A 22,799-nucleotide genomic window follows, 5' to 3' on the forward strand; every position below is an offset into this window, starting at 1 on the left:
TCCCCCCTGTTCCCTGCAATCAACCGGCCCCGCGCCGGCCGGAGTATCTGACCGATGGACGTGTTGCTCGCCAATCCGCGTGGTTTCTGTGCCGGTGTCGATCGTGCGATCGAGATCGTCAAGCGCGCGATCGAGACCCTGGGCGCGCCGATCTACGTGCGCCACGAGGTCGTGCACAACCGCTTCGTGGTCGATGACCTCAAGGCACGCGGGGCCATCTTCGTCGAAGAACTCGACGAGGTGCCGGACGACAACACGGTCATCTTCAGCGCCCACGGCGTCTCCCAGGCGGTCCGCCAGGAAGCCGAGCGTCGCGGCCTGAAGGTGTTCGACGCGACCTGCCCGCTGGTCACCAAGGTGCACCTGGAAGTGGCCCGCCACTGCCGTGCCGGCCGCGACGTGGTGCTGATCGGCCACGCCGGGCACCCGGAAGTGGAAGGCACCATGGGCCAGTGGAACCGCGAGCGCGGCACCGGCCGGATCTACCTGGTGGAGGATGTCGACGACGTCGCCACGCTGGAGATCGAGCAGCCGGACAACTTCGCCTACACCACCCAGACCACGCTGTCGGTGGACGACACCCGCGGCATCATCGAGGCGATGCGCACGCGCTTCCCGTCGATGCAGGGGCCGAAGAACGACGACATCTGCTACGCCACCCAGAACCGCCAGGACGCCGTGCGCGACCTGGCCCAGCGTTGCGACCTGGTGCTGGTGGTCGGCTCGCCGAACAGCTCCAATTCCAACCGCCTGAGTGAACTGGCGCGCCGCGAAGGCGTGGAGTCCTACCTGATCGACGGCGCCCACGAAATCGACCCGGCGTGGGTGGTGGGCAAGCAGCACATCGGCCTGACCGCCGGCGCCTCGGCACCGCAGGTGTTGGTGGACGGAGTGATCGAACGCCTGAAGGAGCTCGGCGCCAGCGGCGTCGGCGAACTCGACGGCGAGCCGGAATCGATGGTGTTCGCGCTGCCGAAGGAACTGCGCCTGCGCCTGATCAGCTGAGGCGCTGACGCGGCGCGCACGGCGGGGTTGCCCACTGCGGTAACCGGCCCTGCCGTCAACCCGAGAACACCGCGCGCAAGCGCTTCAGCGGCCTGTCCAGCGCCGGCGTGGCCGCACCGATCGTGTCGGCCGCCATCGCATCGAGCATCGCCAGCGCCCGCGCGAAGCTCTGCACCTGCTGCCACGCAAACCCCGCATCGAGGCGCTCGAGCCCGCCATCGGGCAGTTGCTGGCAGAGGTAATCCGGCCCGGGTACCAGGCCGATTCCCGGAATCCCGCACAGGTACGGGCTGGCACCTTCGCCCAGGAACAGCGCGCTGAACCGCGGTGCCACCACCACGCTGCGCAGCTTGCTGCGCCCGGCAACGGCGGCGCGATACACCTGTTCCATCACCGGGTTGGTGGCGTAGACGATCTCGCGTTCCAGGCGCCCGGTCGGCTGCGGTGCGCCACGGCCTGGCCGATCCTTCCATTCCATGCAGCCCAGGTGCTCCAGGGTCAGGCAGGCCACCGCGCGCGCGTGGCGTCCCTTGCCATCCCACCACTGCGGATGCGCACGCAGCCATGCCATCGTCGCCTGGCCGCGGTCGGTGAACTGGGGGATCTGGAAATGCCCGCTGGCGAACACGAAGACCATGTCGCGACGTCGCGGCCGCTTGGCGAAGGCCGCGGCCAGGGCCAGCAGACCGGCGCCGCCGTTTTCCTCGCAGGCGTTGGGGCCGTCGGTATGCGTGTTGACCAGGATGCTCTCGCCACGCACCTGGCCGGGCAGCACCGCATGCAGCGAGTCGGTCATCGCCTCGGTGCGCTCGGCCTGCAGCACCAGCGTTGCACTGCGCCCAGCCTGCGCGGCAGCGCGCAACGCGTTGCCGGCCGCCTGGTCCACCCACAGCGCCGGGCAGTCCATCCACGGGGTGGTGAAGGGCAGCACCTGGTCGCGCGCCAGCGCGTCGGACAGACCCGCGAACACACAGACCACCGCGCGCACGCCGGCCTTGCGCGCACGCACCAGCAAGTGCGGATCGACCAGCGGCGCCAGTATCGGCATCACCTCGTCACGGGTGAAATCCGCGCCGGCATCGGGCAGCACGGCACGGCGCTGGAACACCATTGCCGCCTTCGCTCGGCTCAACGCCACCGGATCGACCTGCACCACCGCGATGGCATCGCGCGCGGCATCCATCTGCCTGGCCGACGCCAGCCAGACCAGGCGACCGTGCACGCCCTGCGCATCGGTCTGGCCCGAGTAGGGGTAGGGCGCGGCCACCGCGATCGGCGTGCCGTCGTCCAACTGCACGGCGCAGTGCTGCGGCGTCCAGCGCTGGATACGGTGAGGCAAGCGGTGGACCTGCAGGCCCAGTGATTCAAGCTCGGCGGCCAGATAGTCCACCGCCTGTGCATGGGCGGGCGAGGCGGTCATGCGTGGGCCGAACGCGTTCAGTGCCTGTATCCAGCGCCAGAGATCGTCGGCGTCAGGCAAGGGCAGCGGTCCCACCTCCGTGATCGCGACCCGTGGGCGGGTGCGACGCGGCCCGCGCACCATCAATGCCGCCATCCCGATCACCGCCAGCGCCGCCCCCGTCATCAAACTGCTGCTGCGCATGGCCAATTCCTTTTGTTGAAAAGCGGAGAGGTAAATCCCGTGCCGGCAACGGCGCGTCGCGTCATACAGCGCCACATTATCGCGGCGAGAAAGCCACGGCGTGCGGGAGAATGTCGCGGCATGCTGCAGTGCAAGCTGCGATAGCGATCACACATTCACATCGGAGCGCATCGGGTCGGCCGTGATGTGAAGGCGAAAAATGATTTCTTGACGCTATTGACAACTTCATTAACAGCAAATAAATATTGCAGCGAGTTTGCAGCGTGCACACTGGGAACTCATGGAGCGGCCCAGCCGCATCGGAATCAACACACTATCGGAAGGTGAAGCATGAGCAAGGAATTCAAGTCGGCCACGACGTCGGCGAAGATGAAGGTTCTCGCGCTGCAGGAGCTGGAAGGTGTCAGCGGTGGCCTGGCAGCGTGGAGCACGACCAGCGAAGGTTGTAACGGTGTGACCAAGGACGAGTGGAGTACTTTCAGCAAGGATTGCGTGAAAGACGGCAACGTCATCTCCTGATGTCTCGCTCCGGCATCCACTGATGCCGTGATCGAGGATATCGGGGCCGCACGACTGACTGGTCGTGCGGCTTTCGTCCCGGGTACGCGTGCCGTGCCGGTTACGCGGACATCACGTTCGATTATCCCTGCCAGTACCGCGATCGATTGCATCGCGCGTGCCTGCATGTCCGTGCGAGGTCGTCTTGAACCAGGTAAATGCTCCTGATCTGAATGTGCACCCCGAATTTTTCGTGCCGTTCGATAAATACACGCCCAAGGACACTTACTGCGACCAGGTGCGTCCGTGCCTTCCGCCGTTATGGCGCCTGGTCAAGGATCATTTCTGGACCTACGTCGCCGCCCCGGTGCAGAAGCAGATAACCCAGGGCTGGAAGATCCACGTGAGCTGCACGCTGAAGGACGCCGACACCGTCCTGCAGACCGTCATGCGGGTGTGTGCCGCACGCACGACCGAATTCAAGTTCGCCAGCGACGAGTTCATCCACCGCAAGCTGCTGTCCAAGACCGCTGCACGCCAATCCGGCGGCAAGTTCATCACGGTCTATCCGCAGTCGGTGCAGGTGTTCGAACTGCTGCTGGAGGACCTTTACCAGGCCCTGCGCGACGTGCGCGGGCCGTACATCCTGTCGGATCGGCAATACAAGGATTCCGGCGCGGTGTTCTATCGCTACGGCGGATTCCGCTCCTTCACCGTCCAGGATGCGATGGGCCGCGAGCGCAGCATGATCCTCGACGCCTCCTTTGCCTACGTCGAAGACCAGCGCCTGCCGCACTTCAACGTGCCCGCCTTCGTCGAGGACAAGCACTGGGGACAGGAGGCCGTCGACGCAGACGCGGCGGAGCCGGACACCCTGTTCGGGCAGCAGTACGAAGTGGAATCGGTCCTGAAGTTCTCCAACGCCGGTGGCGTGTATGCCGGCAGGCGGATCAGCGACGGCCTGGCCGTGGTGATCAAGGAAGCCCGGCCCCTGGTCGATGCGGAGGTGGATGGCATCGACTCCCTCAGCCGGCTGCAGAAGGAGCAGCGCATCCTGACCTCGCTGCAGGACACCGATATCGCGCCCAAGGCCCTGGGCTGGTTCGTCGAATGGGAGCACACGTTCCTGGTCCAGGAGAAGATCGAGGGCGAGACGCTGCGCAGCTACAGCCTGCATGCCACCCGCGCGCTCTACCCGGGCTCCAGCCGGGAGGAGGTGGTGCAGTGGATCTCCCGGGCGGCGCTGATCGGCATCGACCTGATCGGCAAGGTGCAGGCGCTGCACCGCCGCGGCATCGTGTTCGGCGACCTCTCGACCAACAACATCATCGTGGACGAGGCGACCCTGAGCGTTCGCCTGATCGATTTCGAAGGGGCCTACGAGCCCGGCGTCGACCCTCCCATCAACATCTACACCCCCGGCTTCCGGTCGAAGGCGCGCCGCCACCGCGACTGCGCCAAGCCGGAGGACGACGTGTATGCGCTCGGGTGCGTGCTGCTGTCGCTGCTTTCCCCCAGTTCGCTGGCACTGGACGTGATGGACCATTACGCCGAGCGCGCGCTGCTGGCGCTGCGCGACGACATCGGCCTGCCCGACGCATTCGCCGACTGCCTGCAGCGCCTGCTGCGCGAGCCCGAGCCCGACCTGGACGCGTGCATCGCGCTGCTGCGCGGCATGGACGTGGCTTCGGTCCGTGCGTTCGATGCCGAACCCGCCACGGTCGAGCCCCGGTCGCTCGAGCCGGTCGTGCAGCGGGTCATGGATTACCTGCGGCAGGCCATGGACCTGAGCCATTCGTGGCGCCCGTTCCCGATGGACGCGTACACCACCGACCTGATCGCCCTGGACCACGGCGTCGGCGGCATCGCGCTTGCCTGGCGGCAGGTGGAAGGCGAGGTGCCGGCTGCGTTGCTGGACTGGCTGGAGCGCCTGGGGCGGACCGGGACGCACCTGCCCGGGCTGCTCAACGGACTGTGCGGGCTGGCTTGGGTGCAGTGCGACGCAGGGCGGATGGAGGAGGCCGCGGCCACGCTGGGGCGCGCCAGCGGGCAGCCGCTGCTGTACCAGGACATGACGCTGGGATACGGCTATGCCGGCTTCGGCCTGACCTGCCTGAAGATGTGGCACGCCACGCAGGAGGCGCGCTACCTGCGCGAGGCCGAGCGTGTCGGTGCGGCGCTGCTGGCGACGGCGATCACCCGCGAGGCGGGCGTGTGCTGGGGCGAAGACGCCGAGGGCGTGGTGGGCACCGGGCTGCATCGCGGCGGTGCCGGGATTGCCCTGTTCCTGCTGTACCTGCACCAGGCCGTGGCGCATGACGCCTACCTGGATACCGCGCTGCGCGCGCTGGACTTCGACATCTCCTGTGGCCGCACCCTGCAGGGAATGCTGGGCTTCGCCCAGGACACCGCCGCAGCCAGCACCATCCTCTACCCCTACCTGGGCATGGGCACCGCGGGCGTGGCGACGGTGGCGCTGCGCGCGTTCAAGATCACCGGACAGCAGCGCTACGCGGACTTCCTGGACGGCGTGAAGTGCACCGTCGCGCAGAAGTACACCGCCAGCTGCGATCTGTTCCTCGGCCTGGCCGGGCTCGGCCACTACCTGCTCGATGCGGCCCAGCTGCTGGGGGATGACAGCTACCGCAGGCTCGCCTGGCGTGCCGCCAAGGGCCTGGAGATGTTCGAGATGGACAAGGACGAGGGCCTGTGTTTCCCGGCAGGGACATCCACCAAGATCAGCTGCACCTGGGGCAATGGCGGCGCAGGGGTGATGACCTTCCTCGACCGGCTGGCGCATGACAAGCCCAACGGGTTGCTGACCCTCGACGTACTGCTGCAGCCTGCCGCTGCGTCGCCGCGATGAGGGCCGTGCGCGCCGCAGGGAGGTGGCCGTGAATCCGGACCAGGACGACGCCGGCAAGCGACCGGGCAACGGCGTGTTCCGGCATGAAGCCATGGCCGCCGCGCAGGATACGCGGCCCTACGGCACGGTGCTGCTGATCGGTGATCGACTGATGACCCGGCTGGCGTGGGCGGGGATGGCCGTGGTCGTGTTGATCCTGGTGTTCCTGTTGACCTTCAGCACCTCGCGCAAGGTGAAGTGGCAGGGCGTGGTGGTGCCGGAGGGCGGCACGGTGTCGATCCTGGCGCCGTCCGCGGGCAGCGTGTCGCAGGTGCTGGTGGCCGAGGGCGAGGACGTCAAGGCCGGGCAGGCGCTGTTCGTGGTGTCCGACGCACGCGCCAATACCCGGATCGAGGGCAGCGTGGGCTCGGTCAGCGACCTGCTGGCCACGCGCCGGGACAGTCTCGAGCAGGAAATGACCGAGCGGCACCAGCAGCTGGACGGGCAGCGCGGGCCGCTCCGCGCGCGCATCGTGGAGTACGACCGCGAGCTGCAGGCGATGGTGGAGCAGGAGCGCCTGCAACGCGACATCGTGGCGCTTGCCGAGCAGACCGCGCAGACCTACGCCGAGCTGGTGAGTTCACGCTACGTCTCCGGTGTGGCCGCGCGCGAGCGCCAGGCCGACCTGCTGGACAAGCGGCAGCGGCTGGCGGAGGTGCGGCGGCAGATTGCCAGTCTGCGACGGGAGAAGATCTCCGCGCGCCTGGAGCTGGACAACCTGGACGTGCAGTCCCAGCGCGATACGCGCGACATGCAGCGCAACGTGGCCGAACTGGGCCAGCAGATCGTCGAGAACAGCGGGTTGCGCACCGTCATCGTGCGTGCGCAGAGCGACGGCACCATCGGCACGGTCAACATCGTGGCCGGACAGAGCGTGGCCGCGCTGACCGCGCTGGCGGTCATCATCCCGGCGCACCTGCCCCTTGAGGTGGAGATGTATGCGCCGTCCAAAGCGGTGGGGCTGATGCGGGTGGGCATGGACGTGACCATGCGATATCCCGCTTTCCCGTACCAGAAATTCGGCCTTCACCATGGCAGCGTCAAGGCGATTTCGCGGTCCACGATGCGCGCCGATGAAGTGCGGCTGCCGCAAGGCGTGCTCGATTCGGGGGCCGAGCCGCTCTACCGGGTGCGCGTCAGCCTGGACTCGGCAAAGGTGCGGGCATATGGCGAAGACATCGCGCTGCGACCGGGGATGCTGGCCGAGGGCGACGTGAGCCTGGAGCGCAGGCGTTTGTACGAGTGGATCCTCGATCCTCTGTTCACGGTGACCGGACGCATCTAAGGCAAGGGAACACGGACGATGACAACCCTGAACATCGATCTCTGGAAGCGCAGCAGCGTACCGGTGATCCTGCAGGCCGAGGCGAGTGAGTGCGGGCTGGCGTGCCTGGCGATGGTGGCCGGATACTGGGGATACACCGTCGATCTGCATTCATTGCGGCAGCGCTTCCCGGTCTCGATCAAGGGCACCACCATGCTCGGGCTGGTCGGCATCGCGACGGCCTGCTCGCTGCAGTCGCGCGCCCTGAGCCTGGACGTGGACAGCCTGCCCGACCTCGCCACGCCCTGCATCCTGCACTGGAACTTCAACCACTTCGTCGTGCTCATCTCGGTCGGCCGGGATTCGATCGTCATCCACGACCCGTCGACCGGGCGGCGTCGGGTGGGCATGAGCGAGGTGCGCAGATCCTTCACCGGGGTCGCGCTGGAACTGACGCCGTCCAGCGACTTCGTGCCGCGCAAGGAACTGCAGCGCTACCGGATCCGCGACCTCATGGGCCGCGTGGTCGGGCTTCGGCGCGGGCTGCTGCGGGTGGTCGCGCTGGGCGTGGCGCTGCAGGCATGCGCGCTGCTGTTGCCGTTCTTCCTGCAATGGACCGTGGACGAGGCGCTCGTCAACGGCGACCTCGACCTGATCGCGGTCCTGGGCATCGGCTTCATCCTGCTGGTGCTGGTGCAGACCGTGCTCAGCGCGGCGCGCACCTGGGCCACCACGACGCTGTCGACCAGCTTCAATTTCCAGTGGCTGGGCAACGCCTTCGCGCACCTGATGCGGCTACCGCTGCCGTTCTTCGAGAAGCGCACCACCGGCGACATCATCTCCCGGTTCAACTCCATCATCGCCATGCAGCGCATCGTCACCACACAGTTCGTGGAGGCGATCCTGGACGGGCTGATGATGGTGGGCACCCTTGCCATGATGCTGGCCTACAGCCCCCGCCTGGCCCTGGTGACGCTGGCGGCGGTGCTGGTCTACGTCGTACTGCGCCTGGTGATGTTCGGTCGCCTGCGCAACGCGACCTCCGAGCAGATCATCCATGCGGCGCGGCAGGAACAGAGCTTCATGGAATCGGTGCGCGGCATCCAGAGCATCCGCCTGTTCGGCCGGGGGGCGATCCGCCACAACAGCTGGTCCAATACACTGGCCGAGCAGTACAACGCCGAGCTGGGCGTGGCCCGCCTGTCGATGTTGAACCAGACCGCCAACACGCTCCTGTTCAACGTGGAGCGGATCATCGTCATCTGGCTGGCGGCCGTGGCCGTCACCGAAAAGCAGTTCTCGGTGGGCATGCTGTTTGCCTACCTCAGTTACAAGGACCAGTTCAGCCAGCGCGTGGCCGGCATGGTGGACAAGTTGTTCGAGGCGCGCATGTTGTCGCTGCATGCCTCGCGTGTCGCCGATATCGTGATGACGCCGGGCGAAGCGCCATCGCATGGCGAGGACGGCCTGGCCAACGAGCCGGTGGAGATCGAGTTCCGCAACGTGAGCTTCCGCTACTCGGCGCTCGAGCCGTACGTACTGCACGGCATGAACATCCGGTTCAACGCGGGCCAGTCGATCGCCATCACCGGGGTGTCCGGCTCCGGCAAGACCACGCTGGTCAAGCTGCTGCTCGGCCTGCTGGAGCCGACCACGGGCGAGATCCTGGTGAACGGGACGCCCATCGATCGGTACGGCCTGTCGAGATACCGTCGCCTGCTGGGCACGGTCATGCAGAACGACGTCCTGTTTGCAGGCTCGATCGCCGACAACATCTGCTTCTTCGATCCCCAGCCCGACCAGGAGCGGATCCGCCAGTGCGCGGGCCTGGCCTCGATCGATGCCGAGATCGAGGGCATGCCCATGGGCTACCACACCATCGTCGGCGACATCGGCTCCGGGCTGTCCGGCGGGCAGGCACAGCGCATCCTGCTGGCGCGCGCGCTGTATGGCTCGCCGCGGGTGCTGGTGCTGGACGAGGCGACCAGCCACCTGGACATCGCCAACGAACGCACGGTCAACGCGGCGATCGGCCAGCTCACCTTGACCCGCATCCTCGTGGCGCATCGGCCGGAAACCATCGCCAGCACGGACCGCGTAGTCAGCCTGGTACAGGGCACGGTGGTGAACGACCGGCTGCAGCACCCGGTGGGGGCGATTGCCTGACGGCATGACCTTTGGCCATGGGGCAGGGCAGCGGCGAGGTCTAGCATCGGGTGTTTCGCTGTTGGAGCCGTGCCTGATGAAAATGCGTGCCACCGTCCTGTCCGTGCTGCTTGCCCTGTCCGCCAGCGGCGTGCAGGCGCAGACGCCGCCTCCGCAGGATGTCGCCTGGCCGGGCGTGCTGCGCATCGACGTGGACGCGCGCGACATCGGCCGGCGCATCTTCAAGGTCAAGGCCACCATCCCGGCCAAGCCCGGCCCGCTCACGCTGCTGTATCCGCAGTGGCTGCCCGGCGCGCATTCGCCCAGCGGGCCGATCGACAAGCTGGCCGGCCTGGTGGTCACCGCCAATGGCACGCCGCTGCACTGGACACGCGACCCCTACGACGTCTACGCCTTCAAGGTGGATGTGCCGGCCGGCGCGACCGAGGTGGTGGCCGAGTTCAAGTTCCTGTCCTCGCAGGGCGGCAGCCAGGGCCGGGTGGTGATGACCCCGGAAATGCTCAACCTGCAGTGGAACGCCAACTCGCTGTACCCGGCCGGGGTGATCACCCGCAACCTGCAGGCGCAGGCCAGCGTGACCCTGCCCAAGGGCTGGAACTACGCAACGGCGCTGGAGACCGAGCGCCGCGACGGCGACACCGTGGTGTTCAAGCCGATCAGCTACGACCACCTGGTCGACTCGCCGCTGTTCGCCGGCCGCTATTACCAGCAGTACGATCTCGACCCCGGCGCCACGGTGCCGGTGCGCCTGAACGTGTTCGCCGACGACGCCAAATCGCTGGTCGCCAAGCCCGAGCAGCTGAAGGCCCACCGTGCGCTGGTGCAGCAGATCCACAAACTCTACGGCGCACGCCACTTCGACCGCTATGACTTCCTGCTGGCGCTGACCAGCAAGCTCGGCGGCATCGGCCTGGAGCACCAGCGTTCCAGCGAGAACAGCGCCGAGCCCGGTTACTTCACCGAGTGGGACAAGAACTGGCTGGGCCGCGACCTGCTGCCGCACGAGTTCAACCACTCCTGGAATGGCAAGTACCGCCGCGGCGCCGACCTCACCACGCCCAACTTCAACGTGCCCATGGGCGACAGCCTGCTGTGGCTGTATGAAGGCCAGACCCAGTTCTGGGGCCAGGTGCTGGCCGCGCGGTCGGGCTTGTGGAGCGAGCAGCAGACCCGCGAGACACTGGCCAATGTGGCCGCCACCTATGATCGCGGCCGCCCCGGCCTGGCCTGGCGCGCGCTGCAGGACACCACCAACGACCCCACCATCGCCCAGCGTCGCGCGCTGGCGTTCCGCAACTACCAGCTGAGCGAGGACTACTACTCCGGCGGCCAGATGGTGTGGCTGGACGTGGAGGGCAAGCTGCGTGCGCTGACCGGCAACAAGCGCAGCCTGGATGATTTTGCCAAGGCGTTCTTCGGCATCAACGACGGCGACTGGAACGTCAACCCGTACACCTTCGACGACGTGGTGCGCACCTTGAACGGCATCGCGCCGTTCGACTGGGCCGGCTTCCTGCGCGAGCGCCTGGACGGCCACGGCTCGCTCACCGGCGGGCTGGACGCGGCCGGCTGGAAGCTGGTCTACACCGAGACCCCGAGCGAGGCGGTCAAGGCGCAGGAGACCCGCGCCAGCGGCATCAACCTGACCTATTCGCTGGGACTGAGCGTGGCCAACAGCGGTGTGCTCACCGACGTACTGTGGGACAGCCCCGCATTCAACGCCGGTCTCACCCCGGGCATGACCGTGCTGGCGGTCAACGGCCGCGTGTACAAGGGCGAGACACTGAAGGAGGCGGTGACCACGGCCAAGACCGACAAGGCCCCGATTACGCTGCTGGTGCGCAGCTTCGATCGCATCGACACGGTGACCCTGGATTACCACGGCGGCCTGCTGTACCCGTCGCTGGAGCGCATTGCCGGCAAGCCGGATCGCCTGGCGGAACTGTGGAAGGCACGATGAGATCGCCCGGCCGCGAGCTGCTGATCGTGGCGCTCGCGGCCGTGGCCATCGTCGGTGCCGGGCTGGAGGGTGACGGCCGCTGGCTGCACTGGCTGGCCAAGCCGTTGACCACCGTGCTGATCGCCGCGATCGCGTGGCGCGCACTGCCGGCGCACGACGCCGGCTACCGCCGCGCAGTACTGGCCGGCATGGCGCTGTCGTGCATCGGCGACATCGCCCTGATGCTGCCGATGGACGCTTTCGTGCCCGGACTGATCGCCTTCCTGCTGGCGCACGTGTGCTACATCGTCGCCTTCCGCGCCGGCGTTCGTGGCGGGCGCGGCCTTGCCGGTGCGGCGCTGCTGCTGGGGGCGTTTGCCTGCGGCAACCTCGTTGCTTTGTGGCCGCACCTGCCCGGCGACATGCGCGTACCGGTACTGGCCTACGTGGTGGTGCTGGCGGTCATGGCCATCCTCGCGCTGGCCCGGCATTGGGCCAAGCCGGCACTACACGGCGCGGCCCGTAGCAGCACCGCGTGGGCGGCCGGGGGCGCGGTGCTGTTCGTCGCCAGCGATTGCCTGCTGGCCTGGGACCGTTTCGGCGGTGGACTGCCGATGGCCAGCCTGCTGGTGCTGAGCACGTATTACGCGGCGCAGTATGGGATTGCACGGTCGGTCGATGCGTTGGCTCGGCCCGCTTCGCGCTGACGACAGCAGGGCGGCGCATCAGGCCGCATGTCAGTCTTCGTTGCCTACATCCTGCGCGGTGTTGCAGCGCTGCCGTGACGGGCACAGTCGGTCGAGCAATGCCGCGGTCACCCCGTTGCTCCAGCCGAAGCCATCCTGCAGCGGATATTCGCCGCCACCGCCGCCGCCGGCCGAACCGTCCACCACGTACTTTTCCACCAGCTTGCCTTCGTTGTCGTACACCGCCTGCACCGTACGCAGGAAACGCGTGCCGATGCGGCGCGCCAGGGCGTCCTGGTCGTAGCGCTGCAATCCGTCCACCGCCACCCACTGCAGCGGTGCCCAGCCATTCGGGGCATCCCACTGCTGCCCGGTGTTGACGGTGGTGGTGAGCAGGCCGCCCTCGCGCAGCAACTGCGCTTCCACCGCAGCCGCCGTCTGCCGCGCCTGCGGCCGCGTGGCGACCTGCAGCCAGAGCGGGAACAGTGCCGCCGCGGTGAGCGCGGGTCGGGTCTGGCCGCGCTCCAGGTCGCGGTCCACGTACCAGCCCTGGGTCGCATCCCAGAGAACGGTGTTTATTGCCTGCTGGCGCGCGTCCGCCTGTCGCGCGAAGTCGCGCGCCGCCTTGCCGTCGCCGGCCACCTTGCTGGCCCGGGCGAGGGTCTTTTCCAGGTGGAACAGTAGGCTGTTCAAGTCCACTGGCACGATCGCAGTGGTGTGGATGCTGCCCAGTGACGCCGGTTCCGCCAGCCAGCGCGAGCTGAAATCCCAGCCCGATTCCGCGCCCGCGCGCAGGTCGCGATACACCTGCGACGGCGCGCGCTGCGGCGCTTGTGCGGCCGTGGCCAAGTCGTCGGTCCACGACTCGGTGCGCGGCACCGCGCGGGCATCCCAGTAGCGGTTGAGCAGTTGCCCATCGGCCAGGCGCACCACGCGTTCGCTGGCCTGGCCCGGTGCGAGCCCAGCGGCGCCGCGCATCCAGAACGCGTGCTCGGTGCGCAATTGCGGCAGGTAACGGCGATAGGCTGCCTCGCCTTCGTGGGTTGCCAGCAGATCCACCATCAGGCTGAAGAACGGTGGCTGCGAGCGGCTCAGGTAGTAGCTGCGGTTGCCATTGGGAATGTGCCCGTACTGGTCCAGCTGCCAGGCGAAGTTGTCCACCATGTCGCGCACCTGCTGCCAGCGCCCGCTGGAGGCCAGGCCGAGCAGGGTGAAGTAGCTGTCCCAGTAGTAGACCTCGCGGAAGCGTCCGCCCGGCACCACGTAGGGCTTGGGTAGCGGCAACAGGGAGCCGCGCGGGTCAACGCGGTCGGTGGTCCGGGCCAGCACCGGCCACAACCCTTCGATATGCGCGCGCAGGGCCTGCCCGGCTGGCGGCACGTAAGCGGCCGCCTCACCGGGCACGACGAAATGCTCGGCCACGAACCCGGCCAGGTCGGCCGATCGCCCCTGCATCGACCGCCATTGGGCCAACACCGCAGTGGGATCCTGCCGGGGCACGGCATCGGCGAAGGTCTTCTGGTCACCGAACAGGTGCGCGCCCTGGACCTGCTGGAACAGCGGCTGCCTCTGCTGGTCCGGTGGCAGCGGCGGGGCTGGGCCGGGGCCGTTGGCGGTGGCCGTGGCGGCGCACAGCAATGAGGCCAGCATCAGGCCGGCCAGGCGGGAACGGGGATGCATGCGGCGGTTCCGGGCGGGATGGCCCACTGTAGGGGCCCTTGCGTCAACGCCCGGTGCCCGCGGGGCGGGGCCGGGAGCTGGGCGCGGCGCATGCCAATTGACCACTTCGGCCCCCCGCCGTAGAATTGCCTGCTCAGCCGGAATAGCTCAGTTGGTAGAGCGGCGCATTCGTAATGCGTAGGTCGTAGGTTCGATTCCTATTTCCGGCACCAGATACAGCAAAAAGCCCCGGCCTTGGTCGGGGCTTTTTGTTTGTGGCGATACCGCCGTTGGTAGTGTCGGCCGCTGGCCGGCAACCCAGTAGTGCCAGCCCATGGCTGGCAGCCCAGAGTTTCCGAGCCGCGCCCCCCGCCCCAGCGGCTTCCCAGGCGCTTAGCGCCGCGCCCTGTTCCTGATCTGGAAACCGCACCCGGCCATTCCTGTGCTATGAATACACAGCCTTGCTTCAAGGCACTTTCAGGGATTGGAAGGATGCGCAGGTTCGGGGGAACTGCAGGCGGTGTGTCGACCCGCTTCAGGAGAATTGAAGATCGAGTTCGCAAGTTGGGGGCATTTGGCACCTGGCTTTGCTGCGTGCTGTTGCTGGGTGTGGCTGTGCCGACCGCAAGCGCACAAACGGTCACCTACATTCACACCGATGCACTGGGCTCCGTTGTGGCCGAGAGCGATGCCAACGGCAACGTGATCAAACGCTATGACTACGAACCTTACGGGGCAGTTGTAGGTGGTCAGGTCACGGATGGGCCGGGATACACCGGGCACGTAAGCGATGCGGCCACCGGTTTGAGCTACATGTAGCAGCGGTACATGGATCCGCAGTTGGGGGTGTTTCTGTCCGTGGATCCTGTGGCGGCGTATAGCAATCCGATAGGGCAGTTCAATCGCTACCGGTACGCGAACAGCAATCCGTACAAGTTCACGGATCCGGATGGGCGGCAGAGCATTGCTGCATGCGGAATGAATCCTGCAAATGCTGCAGCATGCGCTGAAGCCGGTATCGCGACGGGGGGAGGGGCCTCAGGAGCAGGAGGGACCAGTGGCGGCGGCGGTGTCATCGCTGGGATTCTGAGTGCTTTAGGTTTGGAACGGCTTGTTCAGCGCTCTGACTCCGCAGGTTCGGCTGCGGACAAGATCAAGGAAGGCACTTCACCCTCCACGGGGAGCAAGTCAGGTAACGGCGATGTTCATCCTGGTGGTCAGGAGGCTGCCGACGCGGCATGGGATAGCATCAAAGGTGTAGGTGAAACAAAACGCTATGAAGATCGACATGGCAATGTAACCGAGGTCAAGGATCTCGATGGTGGTGGTGTGGCTGACAGGCACACGAGTACAAAGAGTGATCACAAAGGTGCGCCCACCATTAAGATTCGTGATGCAGAAAGTAAAGTTATTCAAACCACGCGCTATGAGAAGAGTCAATGAATCAGGAATCGAATTGCGTTGATCGCAATGAGGTGGAGAAAATGCTGAGTGATCAGCAGTTCCCAGCTTTCCCTTTCAAGGACGAGACATGGCGAGGGCTGTTCTTCAATCGTGATCTTCATGGGCTTGGAGGGGTGCCAAAAAGCATCTTTGATGCCTTGATAAACCAGCTCGAAGCGCGAGGCGCGATGCCGCTGTGGTTTGTTCCTGCGGTAACAGTAAGCTCGGGCGAGGATGTGTTTCCGTATGCCGATATCGATGGGTGGGGTCGATATGTTGATCTTCTTGGCTGTTTAGGTTTCTTTCCGGAGTACTACTTGGTACCAGCTGATCGATCAATTCTGCTGTGGTTTGATCCTGAGACAGTTCTGGTGGGCGGTGGAGCAGAATTAATCAGCGCGATTGCGGGTAACTGTGGCGGGGAGGAACTGGCGCGACTCTCGGTAAAGGAGTTTGGTGTCACATTGGATGATCACTGTTCTGATGTAGCAGTTTTTATCAAGCGCATCAGTGGCCTGGATTGATCTCGAGAGCTGCTCGTGGAAAATGCGGAATGGGAGCCATGGAAGCAGTCGGTAAACGTTAGACACGGTGCCCCGCAAGTGTGGGTGTTGGACATCCGTTTGGTCACGGACAACAACGTGCAGCTCTACATTGAGGATGGAGAGGTGTTTGAAGTGAACCTGAGTAGAGTGTAGGTCGCAGGTTCGACTCCTGTTTCCGGCACCAGTTGTACAAAAGCCCCGGCCCAGGTCGGGGCTTTTTGTTTGGGCAGGCAGCGCCGGGCCATGCCCGGCGGAATGCCGGCAACCCGTAGTGCCAGCCCATGGCTGGCAGCTCCCAATTTCCGAGTCTCGCGGCCTACTCGCCCGCCGGCTTCCCAGGCGCTCAGCACCGCGCCCTGTTCCTGACCTGGCAACCGCAGCCGGCGATTCCTGTGCTATGAATACACGGCCTTGCTTCAAGGCACTTTCAGGGATTGGAAGGATGCGCAGGTTCGGGGGAACTGCAAGCGGTGTGTCGACCCGCTTCAGGGGAATTGAAGGTCGAATTCGGAAGCTGGGAGCGTTTGGCGCTTGGCTGAGCTGCGTGCTGCTGATTGGCCTTGGCGTGTCGCCAGCCGCAATTGCCCAAACGACGGTCACGTACATCCACACCGATGCACTGGGCTCGGTTGTGGCCGAGAGCGATGCCAGTGGCAACGTAATCAAGCGCTATGACTACGAGCCGTATGGAGCGGTGGTTGGTGGCCAAGTTGAAGATGGCCCGGGGTACACAGGACATGTGAGCGATGCGGCAACTGGGTTGAGCTACATGCAGCAGCGGTACATGGATCCGCAGTTGGGGGTGTTCCTGTCTGTGGACCCGGTCACACCACACGACAATCCTGGATCGTCCTTCAACCGATTCAAATACGCTGCAAACAATCCTTACCGGTTTAATGACCCTGACGGTCGTCAGGAGCGTGCAGCCGAGCGACACGCTGATTCGGTAGCAAGCGATCCTGCCGCGTACAACACATTTGGTCCCGCGGCCCTTGTGTTGACCTACGCGATAATTCGAGCAACTCCCGTCGTTGGTCCTGCCGCCGCCTCGTTGATGTCAGGCGCGATCGACTCTGCACAACAGTCTCGCGCACTACCCGCACCAACAGCAGCGGCGTCAACATCTGCTGCAGTTGCCGCTCCAGCACCTGCTTCCTCTCCAAATTTTGTTGTCTCATCAAACGGTACGGCGTTTCCTGTGCCCCCAGGCTCAACAGGCCCCTCTCCAGTGAAAAATCCGGGGGGGAAGCAAACCGGTGTCGCCTTTACAGGTGGCGCGGGGGGCGCCAACCGACAAGTGGCAACCATGCGGATGATGGATCCGACGCCGCCGAGGGGGGGGCAGTCCCGGATACCCGGCGGGCTACATCAAATATGAGAACGCAGGTAAGCAAGGTGTTGATCCATATTCAGGAAAGACGCTACCCAATTCCAAGTCGCATTTTCCAATCAAGTAGCGTGAGAAACGTCACATGAACGAGCATCGATCAGACACTTTTCAACATCTCAAGGGCAAGTATGTAACGTTGACCGTCGAGGATGAGCAGCTTCGGGTTGGAACTGATGATGGATGGTCGCTTCATATTTATAACGGATACACGCTCTCCTGCGGCGAGCGGGTGGGCGCACTGACACATGCGTCGCTCCGATTGAAGTTGGTCGATTGCCTGGTCGATGACGTCAAAATGACCATGATGTTTTCGGGCGATAAATTTCTCACCGTCGACTTGACGGACGACGGATACTCCGGGCCGGAAGCCATGCAGCTGAACGGGCCCGACGGTAGCATCGTTATCTGGAGCTGAGTCTGCTTCTTCAGATAATGATGGATAGCGCATTTCTGAAGATAATGAAATGGCAAGGACGAACGCATCTTAGCTGCATGCGGTGTCAGTGAACTTGCCCGTGCGTGGTCTCGGATATCTCATTGACCGCGGCCGTGAGCTGTTACATGTAGCAGCGGTACATGGATCCGAACTTGGGCTTGTTCCTGTCGGTGGATCCGGTCACGGCGTATGAGCAGCCTTTGGGGAAGTTCAATCGGCACCTGTACGCGAACGGTCGCGACACCAACAGTTCAGGTGGGAAGAGCATGGACATTCCCGGTAACGGAAATAAACCACATGAAACCCTTCACTACGATTGATTCTCTGGCTGATTGGTCGCTCTACCTTCCAGCGCAGCTTAAAGGGCTGGATTCTTTCGATCAACTTGATTTGTTGCGTGGGGCGGAAGTAACGCGTTGCTACATTCCTGCTGCTCAGCGCTCGGATCTTGCGTGGTGGGCCTGTCTGGAGTTCAGTTCTGGATGCTCACTTGAAATTACTTCATCCAGCACCCTGGTTCGTGGCTGGGATGAGTATGGGACGATCAATCTTGCTTTGGCGCCAAGTGCCGTCAGCGATGGGGATCAGGTTGGCCTCTCAGAACCGGTGGGCTTTGTGGTAGGCCAGATCAGCATCCTCCGGTGGCAACGTGATGGCATCCTTGTCGATGCGGGAATAGAGTTCCGTTCAAAGGATGGCGGAGAGGTATTAAGTGTAGTAGCTGTCGACATTCCCGGTGCCTTTTCGATGTCGTTTCCTGGTGGAGCCCCCAAAAATTGGCAGTTCCCTGCGGACGAGTACGCGCGGGTAGATGTATGAATGCTTAGGTCGTAGGTTCGACTCCTGTTTCCGGCACCGGTTGTAGAAAAGTCCAGCCTTGGTCGGGGCTTTTTGTTTGGGGCGACACGGCCGTTGGTAGTGCCGGCCGCTGGCCGGCAACCTCAGCCCCGCTTGATGCGCCTTGGCTGATGTCGCCACCGCGACCCGATCCGGCTTCGCTGGCGCTTAGCGCCAAGAGCGCTGCTCCCGTCAGGATGGGGTAATTGGCCTCAATCGCACCGTTGGATTCCTGGCCGATCGTTCCTGTGAGATCGATACCAAGCCTTGCTTGAAGGCATGGTCATGCTCCCGGTGTAACCAATGCCGACGGAACCCCATGGCTTCCGATCAAACAATGAGTTGGAGCGACGTAAATCATGGAAACGGAAACTGCGATCATTGAGATGACGAAGCTTGTGCGGGAATTTGCGCTAGGTTCCGTTAATGCCCATGCTTTCATTGAGCAATACTCCAATTTTTACTACTACGAAGCTCTGGACGGACATGAAGCTTCAAGTGCGCTGCATCCCGAGAGCATGATGAAGCTCGGGCCCGCTATCGAGCTGCATCGCCGCGTTCAAGAAGATGTGGTGAACAAGATCTCGTTCGATGCGGGGCTTTCAACTGAAGCGATGAGGAGGGCTGGGCGACTCTCCCCGGCGGAGGCGCGGGAGCACGCACTGAGGATATGTGCAGATGTTGGGATTGAAGTCGTTCTGTCGGCGATCAATGCCGCATGAAGCCGTCCGGCGACAGGTTGTCACCGCACGGCGACGAGGCAGCAGTGGCGGAAGTCGCTAGCTGCAGCGGAGTCGAATGGCTAGCCGTGCTTGCCGAGCGGGAGATGATCTCCAGACTGACCTGCTTGCGGACGATCCTCATCCAAACACCGCCTCGCATCCTGCGCTAAGTTGACCAGTAAGGTCAGGGGTTACTTTCAAGCAAGCCAGTCCGGTGATTCTCGCGGAACGACCGATCGCCCGGCGCCATCGGGTGCGTGTGGCAACTGTGGGGGAGAGACAACTGATAAAGTGGGCACCATCGCTAGCGATACGGGCCGGTCAGCTCACGACGTCAAGGATGCGATTCACTCAGCGAAGGAAAATTTGCCGAAGTCAAGTGAGTGGCGAAACCCGGGCGTTGAAGTTTGTGAAGCTGTGGCGAATTTTGTCCTGAGGTCTCGGGTGGTAATTTCGGTGATTCTATTGGAAACATACATGACTGACCGATTTCTTCAGCATCGCTGAGGTAGTTTGGTGAGGGACTAGGAGTCTGATCGCGCATGGCCTGTATTCGAACTTATGTGACGCTGAGAATCTTTTCTGAATCGTTTGATGTCGGCGCAATTGGAGCGGCATTGAACCTGGCGCCTACGAGCATCCGTTTGCGCGATGCTCTCTCTTCCAGGCGGTTTGAGAGAGAGGGTTCGCTATGGAAGTACTCGTCCAAAGGCCAGTTGGACTCGATGGATCCGCAAGATCATATCGATTGGCTGCTGAGCCGCCTGTCTGGATCCGAGAGTAAGTTTGATGATTTGCGGGATGCAGGGTGTGTTGTGGACGTATTCTGCTTCCTTGAAACGGGTGAGCAGGGTGGCTTCACCCTGACCAGTTTACAGATGGGGACGCTTTCTAGCCTGGGATTGGACTTGACTTGGGATATATATCGGGCTGAAGCGCAAGCTTAGGGGGTCCACTTGCAGGTTGCGGATGCTTCAGTCGATTGCACTTGAAATGACATCGGTCGCTGCGAGCTCTGGTTGCCATCCGACTCGATGGAGCGATTCTCTTTCCATGCTTGGGTCGGAATCGCGGTCGCCGGTTTCGACGTATACAGGCTTGAGAGCGGTCGCCTTGAACCGACGTAAAAAAGTTGATATTGCAGCAGACGTAATAGTGAGCAGTTCTGGATACTCAAGGCCATATCATGGAAGATCGTCGGGGGACTAGGTTGCGGGCGAGAGATGAGGATTCCATCAGGTCGAATGACTCGGCCACTAAAGTCAAATTAAGTTAGTTTCGGGGTGTTTTCAGGGTTGACGGAAGGATTGACTCAATGCGTCTTGAGAAGAGTGCTCGGGGAAAGTAATGTTAATTCTTATTCAAAAACGTTCCTTGGCGGCAGTATTTGCCGTTGGTCTTCCGCTGTTGCTGGCTGCATGTTGGAATGATCGCTGCGAGGTTGTGGTAATCAACGAGGCGCCGAGTGTTGGCTTGGCGCAGCGATATTTTGAGGGGTTGATGAAGGAGGTCAATCTAGCCCCTGACTCTACTTTCAAGTCAGGGGGCGCATGGAGGCTTGTAATCGTGAATGCGAAACCCGATCAACGTCATAATGATGCGGGTGTGGATGGTTCTCTTCGGGTTGATTTTGAAGTGCACTCGCCTTCATCGAAGGTGCTGGCTGAGCGTTGCACGTCTCGATTCGATGAATGCATGCTTAGGATAATCAAGGCGCTTCCGGCGCAATGCCGAATTCCGCGCTGAAAGAGCCTGCTTAACCGGGGGGGGGGCGCACCGACAGATACGTCGATCCGATTGAAGCTGGTCGATTGCATGGTTGATGGGGTCGAAATGACCATCATTTTTTCGGGCGATAAATGTCTCACCGTCGACTTGACAGAAGACGGGTACTCCGGGCCGGAAGCCGTGCAGCTGAACGGGCCCGACGGAAGTACGGTCATCTGGAGCTGAGCCTGCTTGTTCATATGATGATGAATAGCGTTGGCAATAATTCACCTGCGATCAGAGGCGGCTTCATCGATCGTCATTGTGTGATGGTCTGGCAGCGTGGGTCGCAGGTTCGACTCCTGTTTCCGGTGCCAGTTGGAATGATAAGCCCTGGCCTCGTTGTTGCTGGTCGCGGACGGTAGGCGCTTGGCTGTCGCGGACAGTGCTGACTGGCCTGGGTTGATCGCCTTCCGCTGTCGCCGAGGCGACGGACACCTACATCCACTCGGACGCGTTGGGTTCGGTTGTGGCTGAGACCGAGGCCAATGGCGCCGTGATCGAGCGCCATGACTGCGAGCCCTGCGGTGCCGTTGTAGGTGGTCAGGTCACGGATGGGTCGGGGTACACAGGACATGTGGGCCACTCGGCCGCCGGGCTGAGGTACATGCAGCAGCGTATATGGATCCGCAACTGGGAAAGTCGAGTGAGCCGCGAAACCTGGATGTTTTAAGTGTGGCGAAGTTTATCCAAGGTGTGGCCTGGCAATCTCGGTGATTCTGTGGAAACGTACACGGCCGGCCGATTTCATCAGCATCGCTGAGCGGAGTCGGTGAATGACTGGGAGCTTGATCGTCCATGACCTGTATTCGAACGTATGTGACGCTGAAAATATTTTCTGAGTCGTTTGATGTCGGTGCGATTGAGGCGGTATTGGGCTTGGCGCCTACCAGCATCCGTGTGCGCAATGCTCTCTCTCCAAGGCGGTTTGAGGGAGAGGGTTCGTTATGGAAGTACTCGTCCAAAGATCAGTTGGACTCGACGGATCCGCAGGATCATGTCGATTGGTTGCTGGGCCGCCTGTCTGGATCCGAGAGGACGTTCGATCATTTACGTGCTGCCGGGTGTGCTGCGGACATAGTCTGTTTTCTTGAAGCTGGCGAGCAGGGTGGATTCACTCTGACCAGTTTGTAGATGGGGGCGCTTTGCAGCCTCGGGTTGGGCTTGACTTGGGACATATATCCGGCAGAAGTGCGAGATTAGGCCGTCCAGCGGTGCAGGCTCTTGCCGTTCCCGGCCAGCGGATGCACTGAACATTGAATTTAAGTGCATGAATCGCCAGCCGAGGCTCGCTTGATGGTTATGGCGGGTTGGAGCGAGAAGGCGCTGCCAGTAGGTCCATTTCCGGTTTCGCCAGTATCCAGTCGACGTCGTACTCCATCTGATATTCCCACTCGCGCAGACTGTCCGGCAAGGCGGTCAGGCGTTTTAATATCTGATCAGCCACTTCAGGGTCATGAACGCGGAACAAGAGTGCGCGCTCTCCACGGGCCGTGATTCGAGCCAGGAAAATAGTGTTACGGTCGGCCTCGATCGCCAGTGCAATCATTTCCTCCAGCCGGACAAGGGTGTCAATTTCTTCGTTGGTCGGCGTGCCATTCAGGCCTTGAAGCTTGCAATTTATTCCAATTCTCAGGTGCCACGGAAAGGCATTGCGTCCCCTGAATGTACGTAATGCGGAATTGATAACTACAATGGCCGGATCGCTACCGATGGAAGTCTCAATCAAGCTATAGGAGGGAACAGGGACATCTCTCATTGGTCTATCCATCTGGTACCCGTGCGGAGTCTGGTGCCGAGCACGCTGACAGCTGAAGGAGGCGATGACGTTCGCGACATCGACGCCCTGGCGATGGTCCTGCCAGTGCACGGGCCGGCCACCTTCGTGGCCTTCGCCTTGCGGCAAGTCGCGTGCGCGCCAGAGCGTTCAGCCC

General features: G+C 63.1%; 19 protein-coding genes and 1 tRNA gene. 17 read left to right on the plus strand and 3 right to left on the minus strand.

The genetic code is table 11. The features are described from left to right. Positions 1-54: 54 nt before the first annotated feature. Positions 55-1,005, plus strand: coding sequence for a 4-hydroxy-3-methylbut-2-enyl diphosphate reductase (ispH, locus tag M2421_RS05525; RefSeq protein WP_259203885.1), 951 nt, complete (start codon positions 55-57; stop codon positions 1,003-1,005). Positions 1,006-1,060: 55 nt separating this feature from the next. Here ispH and M2421_RS05530 read toward each other — a convergent pair whose 3' ends face one another. Further along, positions 1,061-2,608 (minus strand): hypothetical protein, encoded by a 1,548-nt coding sequence (locus M2421_RS05530; protein ID WP_259203886.1) that lies wholly within the window; start codon positions 2,606-2,608, stop codon positions 1,061-1,063. Positions 2,609-2,938: 330 nt separating this feature from the next. On the opposite strand from M2421_RS05530, the gene M2421_RS05535 reads away from it, so the two are divergent. The 6 genes from M2421_RS05535 to M2421_RS05560 all read left to right on the plus strand — a co-directional run bounded on the left by M2421_RS05535 (position 2,939) and on the right by M2421_RS05560 (position 12,087). Then, a complete protein-coding gene (locus tag M2421_RS05535; RefSeq protein WP_259203888.1) occupies positions 2,939-3,127 on the plus strand; it encodes a hypothetical protein in 189 nt (62 codons plus the stop codon). Positions 3,128-3,341: 214 nt separating this feature from the next. Further along, positions 3,342-5,972, plus strand: a complete 2,631-nt coding sequence (lanKC, locus tag M2421_RS05540; protein ID WP_259203890.1) for a class III lanthionine synthetase LanKC — start codon at positions 3,342-3,344, stop codon at positions 5,970-5,972. 28 nt (positions 5,973-6,000) lie between these two features. After that, entirely contained in the window at positions 6,001-7,296 is a 1,296-nt protein-coding gene (locus M2421_RS05545; RefSeq protein WP_259203891.1) for an HlyD family secretion protein, read from the plus strand. 18 nt (positions 7,297-7,314) lie between these two features. Further along, complete coding sequence (locus M2421_RS05550; protein ID WP_259203892.1) at positions 7,315-9,441, plus strand: peptidase domain-containing ABC transporter; 2,127 nt, start codon at positions 7,315-7,317, stop codon at positions 9,439-9,441. 76 nt (positions 9,442-9,517) lie between these two features. Continuing rightward, complete coding sequence (locus tag M2421_RS05555) at positions 9,518-11,401, plus strand: peptidase M61 (RefSeq protein ID WP_259203893.1); 1,884 nt, start codon at positions 9,518-9,520, stop codon at positions 11,399-11,401. Then, positions 11,398-12,087 carry a lysoplasmalogenase gene (locus M2421_RS05560; RefSeq protein WP_259203894.1) on the plus strand — a complete coding sequence of 230 codons (690 nt, stop codon included), beginning with the start codon at positions 11,398-11,400 and terminating at the stop codon, positions 12,085-12,087. Before M2421_RS05555 ends, M2421_RS05560 begins: the two co-directional genes overlap by 4 nt. Before the next feature lie 30 nt (positions 12,088-12,117). Here the strand turns inward: M2421_RS05560 and treA are convergent, their stop codons facing one another. Next, positions 12,118-13,746 carry an alpha,alpha-trehalase TreA gene (gene treA / locus M2421_RS05565; RefSeq protein WP_259203895.1) on the minus strand — a complete coding sequence of 543 codons (1,629 nt, stop codon included), beginning with the start codon at positions 13,744-13,746 and terminating at the stop codon, positions 12,118-12,120. Between the two features lie 136 nt (positions 13,747-13,882). On the opposite strand from treA, the gene M2421_RS05570 reads away from it, so the two are divergent. The 10 genes from M2421_RS05570 to M2421_RS05615 all read left to right on the plus strand — a co-directional run bounded on the left by M2421_RS05570 (position 13,883) and on the right by M2421_RS05615 (position 20,844). Beyond that, positions 13,883-13,958: transfer RNA gene (locus tag M2421_RS05570), tRNA-Thr, on the plus strand. Between the two features lie 289 nt (positions 13,959-14,247). Further along, positions 14,248-14,544 (plus strand): hypothetical protein, encoded by a 297-nt coding sequence (locus M2421_RS05575; RefSeq protein ID WP_259203896.1) that lies wholly within the window; start codon positions 14,248-14,250, stop codon positions 14,542-14,544. A gap of 9 nt (positions 14,545-14,553) precedes the next feature. Then, a complete protein-coding gene (locus M2421_RS05580; protein ID WP_259203897.1) occupies positions 14,554-15,168 on the plus strand; it encodes an RHS repeat-associated core domain-containing protein in 615 nt (204 codons plus the stop codon). Continuing rightward, a complete protein-coding gene (locus tag M2421_RS05585) occupies positions 15,165-15,692 on the plus strand; it encodes a hypothetical protein (protein WP_159095148.1) in 528 nt (175 codons plus the stop codon). The genes M2421_RS05580 and M2421_RS05585 overlap by 4 nt, the downstream gene beginning before the upstream one ends. Before the next feature lie 565 nt (positions 15,693-16,257). Continuing rightward, positions 16,258-17,091 carry an RHS repeat-associated core domain-containing protein gene (locus tag M2421_RS05590; RefSeq protein ID WP_259203898.1) on the plus strand — a complete coding sequence of 278 codons (834 nt, stop codon included), beginning with the start codon at positions 16,258-16,260 and terminating at the stop codon, positions 17,089-17,091. A gap of 94 nt (positions 17,092-17,185) precedes the next feature. Further along, a complete protein-coding gene (locus M2421_RS05595) occupies positions 17,186-17,518 on the plus strand; it encodes a hypothetical protein (RefSeq protein WP_259203899.1) in 333 nt (110 codons plus the stop codon). A 318-nt stretch (positions 17,519-17,836) separates the two neighbouring features. Further along, positions 17,837-18,358 carry a hypothetical protein gene (locus tag M2421_RS05600; protein ID WP_259203900.1) on the plus strand — a complete coding sequence of 174 codons (522 nt, stop codon included), beginning with the start codon at positions 17,837-17,839 and terminating at the stop codon, positions 18,356-18,358. Between the two features lie 377 nt (positions 18,359-18,735). Then, positions 18,736-19,098 (plus strand): hypothetical protein, encoded by a 363-nt coding sequence (locus tag M2421_RS05605; RefSeq protein ID WP_259203901.1) that lies wholly within the window; start codon positions 18,736-18,738, stop codon positions 19,096-19,098. Between the two features lie 542 nt (positions 19,099-19,640). Then, positions 19,641-20,045, plus strand: a complete 405-nt coding sequence (locus M2421_RS05610; RefSeq protein ID WP_259203903.1) for a DUF4279 domain-containing protein — start codon at positions 19,641-19,643, stop codon at positions 20,043-20,045. Positions 20,046-20,445: 400 nt separating this feature from the next. After that, positions 20,446-20,844, plus strand: a complete 399-nt coding sequence (locus M2421_RS05615; RefSeq protein ID WP_259203905.1) for a hypothetical protein — start codon at positions 20,446-20,448, stop codon at positions 20,842-20,844. 1,321 nt (positions 20,845-22,165) lie between these two features. On the opposite strand, the gene M2421_RS05620 is transcribed toward M2421_RS05615, so the two are convergent. Continuing rightward, positions 22,166-22,624 carry a DUF695 domain-containing protein gene (locus M2421_RS05620; RefSeq protein WP_259203906.1) on the minus strand — a complete coding sequence of 153 codons (459 nt, stop codon included), beginning with the start codon at positions 22,622-22,624 and terminating at the stop codon, positions 22,166-22,168. Positions 22,625-22,799 lie beyond the last annotated feature (175 nt).

The organism is Stenotrophomonas sp. BIGb0135, assembly GCF_024810105.1.
Taxonomy (GTDB): domain Bacteria; phylum Pseudomonadota; class Gammaproteobacteria; order Xanthomonadales; family Xanthomonadaceae; genus Stenotrophomonas; species Stenotrophomonas maltophilia_AB.

Coding starts and splice junctions, on each gene's coding strand:
- ispH (WP_259203885.1), top strand. CDS start 55: ATGGACGTGTTGCTCGCCAATCCGCGTGGTTTCTGTGCCGGTGTCGAT.
- M2421_RS05530 (WP_259203886.1), bottom strand. CDS start 2,608: ATGCGCAGCAGCAGTTTGATGACGGGGGCGGCGCTGGCGGTGATCGGG.
- M2421_RS05535 (WP_259203888.1), top strand. CDS start 2,939: ATGAGCAAGGAATTCAAGTCGGCCACGACGTCGGCGAAGATGAAGGTT.
- M2421_RS05550 (WP_259203892.1), top strand. CDS start 7,315: ATGACAACCCTGAACATCGATCTCTGGAAGCGCAGCAGCGTACCGGTG.
- M2421_RS05555 (WP_259203893.1), top strand. CDS start 9,518: ATGAAAATGCGTGCCACCGTCCTGTCCGTGCTGCTTGCCCTGTCCGCC.
- M2421_RS05560 (WP_259203894.1), top strand. CDS start 11,398: ATGAGATCGCCCGGCCGCGAGCTGCTGATCGTGGCGCTCGCGGCCGTG.
- treA (WP_259203895.1), bottom strand. CDS start 13,746: ATGCATCCCCGTTCCCGCCTGGCCGGCCTGATGCTGGCCTCATTGCTG.
- M2421_RS05580 (WP_259203897.1), top strand. CDS start 14,554: ATGGATCCGCAGTTGGGGGTGTTTCTGTCCGTGGATCCTGTGGCGGCG.
- M2421_RS05585 (WP_159095148.1), top strand. CDS start 15,165: ATGAATCAGGAATCGAATTGCGTTGATCGCAATGAGGTGGAGAAAATG.
- M2421_RS05595 (WP_259203899.1), top strand. CDS start 17,186: ATGAACGAGCATCGATCAGACACTTTTCAACATCTCAAGGGCAAGTAT.
- M2421_RS05600 (WP_259203900.1), top strand. CDS start 17,837: ATGAAACCCTTCACTACGATTGATTCTCTGGCTGATTGGTCGCTCTAC.
- M2421_RS05605 (WP_259203901.1), top strand. CDS start 18,736: ATGGAAACGGAAACTGCGATCATTGAGATGACGAAGCTTGTGCGGGAA.
- M2421_RS05610 (WP_259203903.1), top strand. CDS start 19,641: ATGGCCTGTATTCGAACTTATGTGACGCTGAGAATCTTTTCTGAATCG.
- M2421_RS05615 (WP_259203905.1), top strand. CDS start 20,446: ATGTTAATTCTTATTCAAAAACGTTCCTTGGCGGCAGTATTTGCCGTT.
- M2421_RS05620 (WP_259203906.1), bottom strand. CDS start 22,624: ATGAGAGATGTCCCTGTTCCCTCCTATAGCTTGATTGAGACTTCCATC.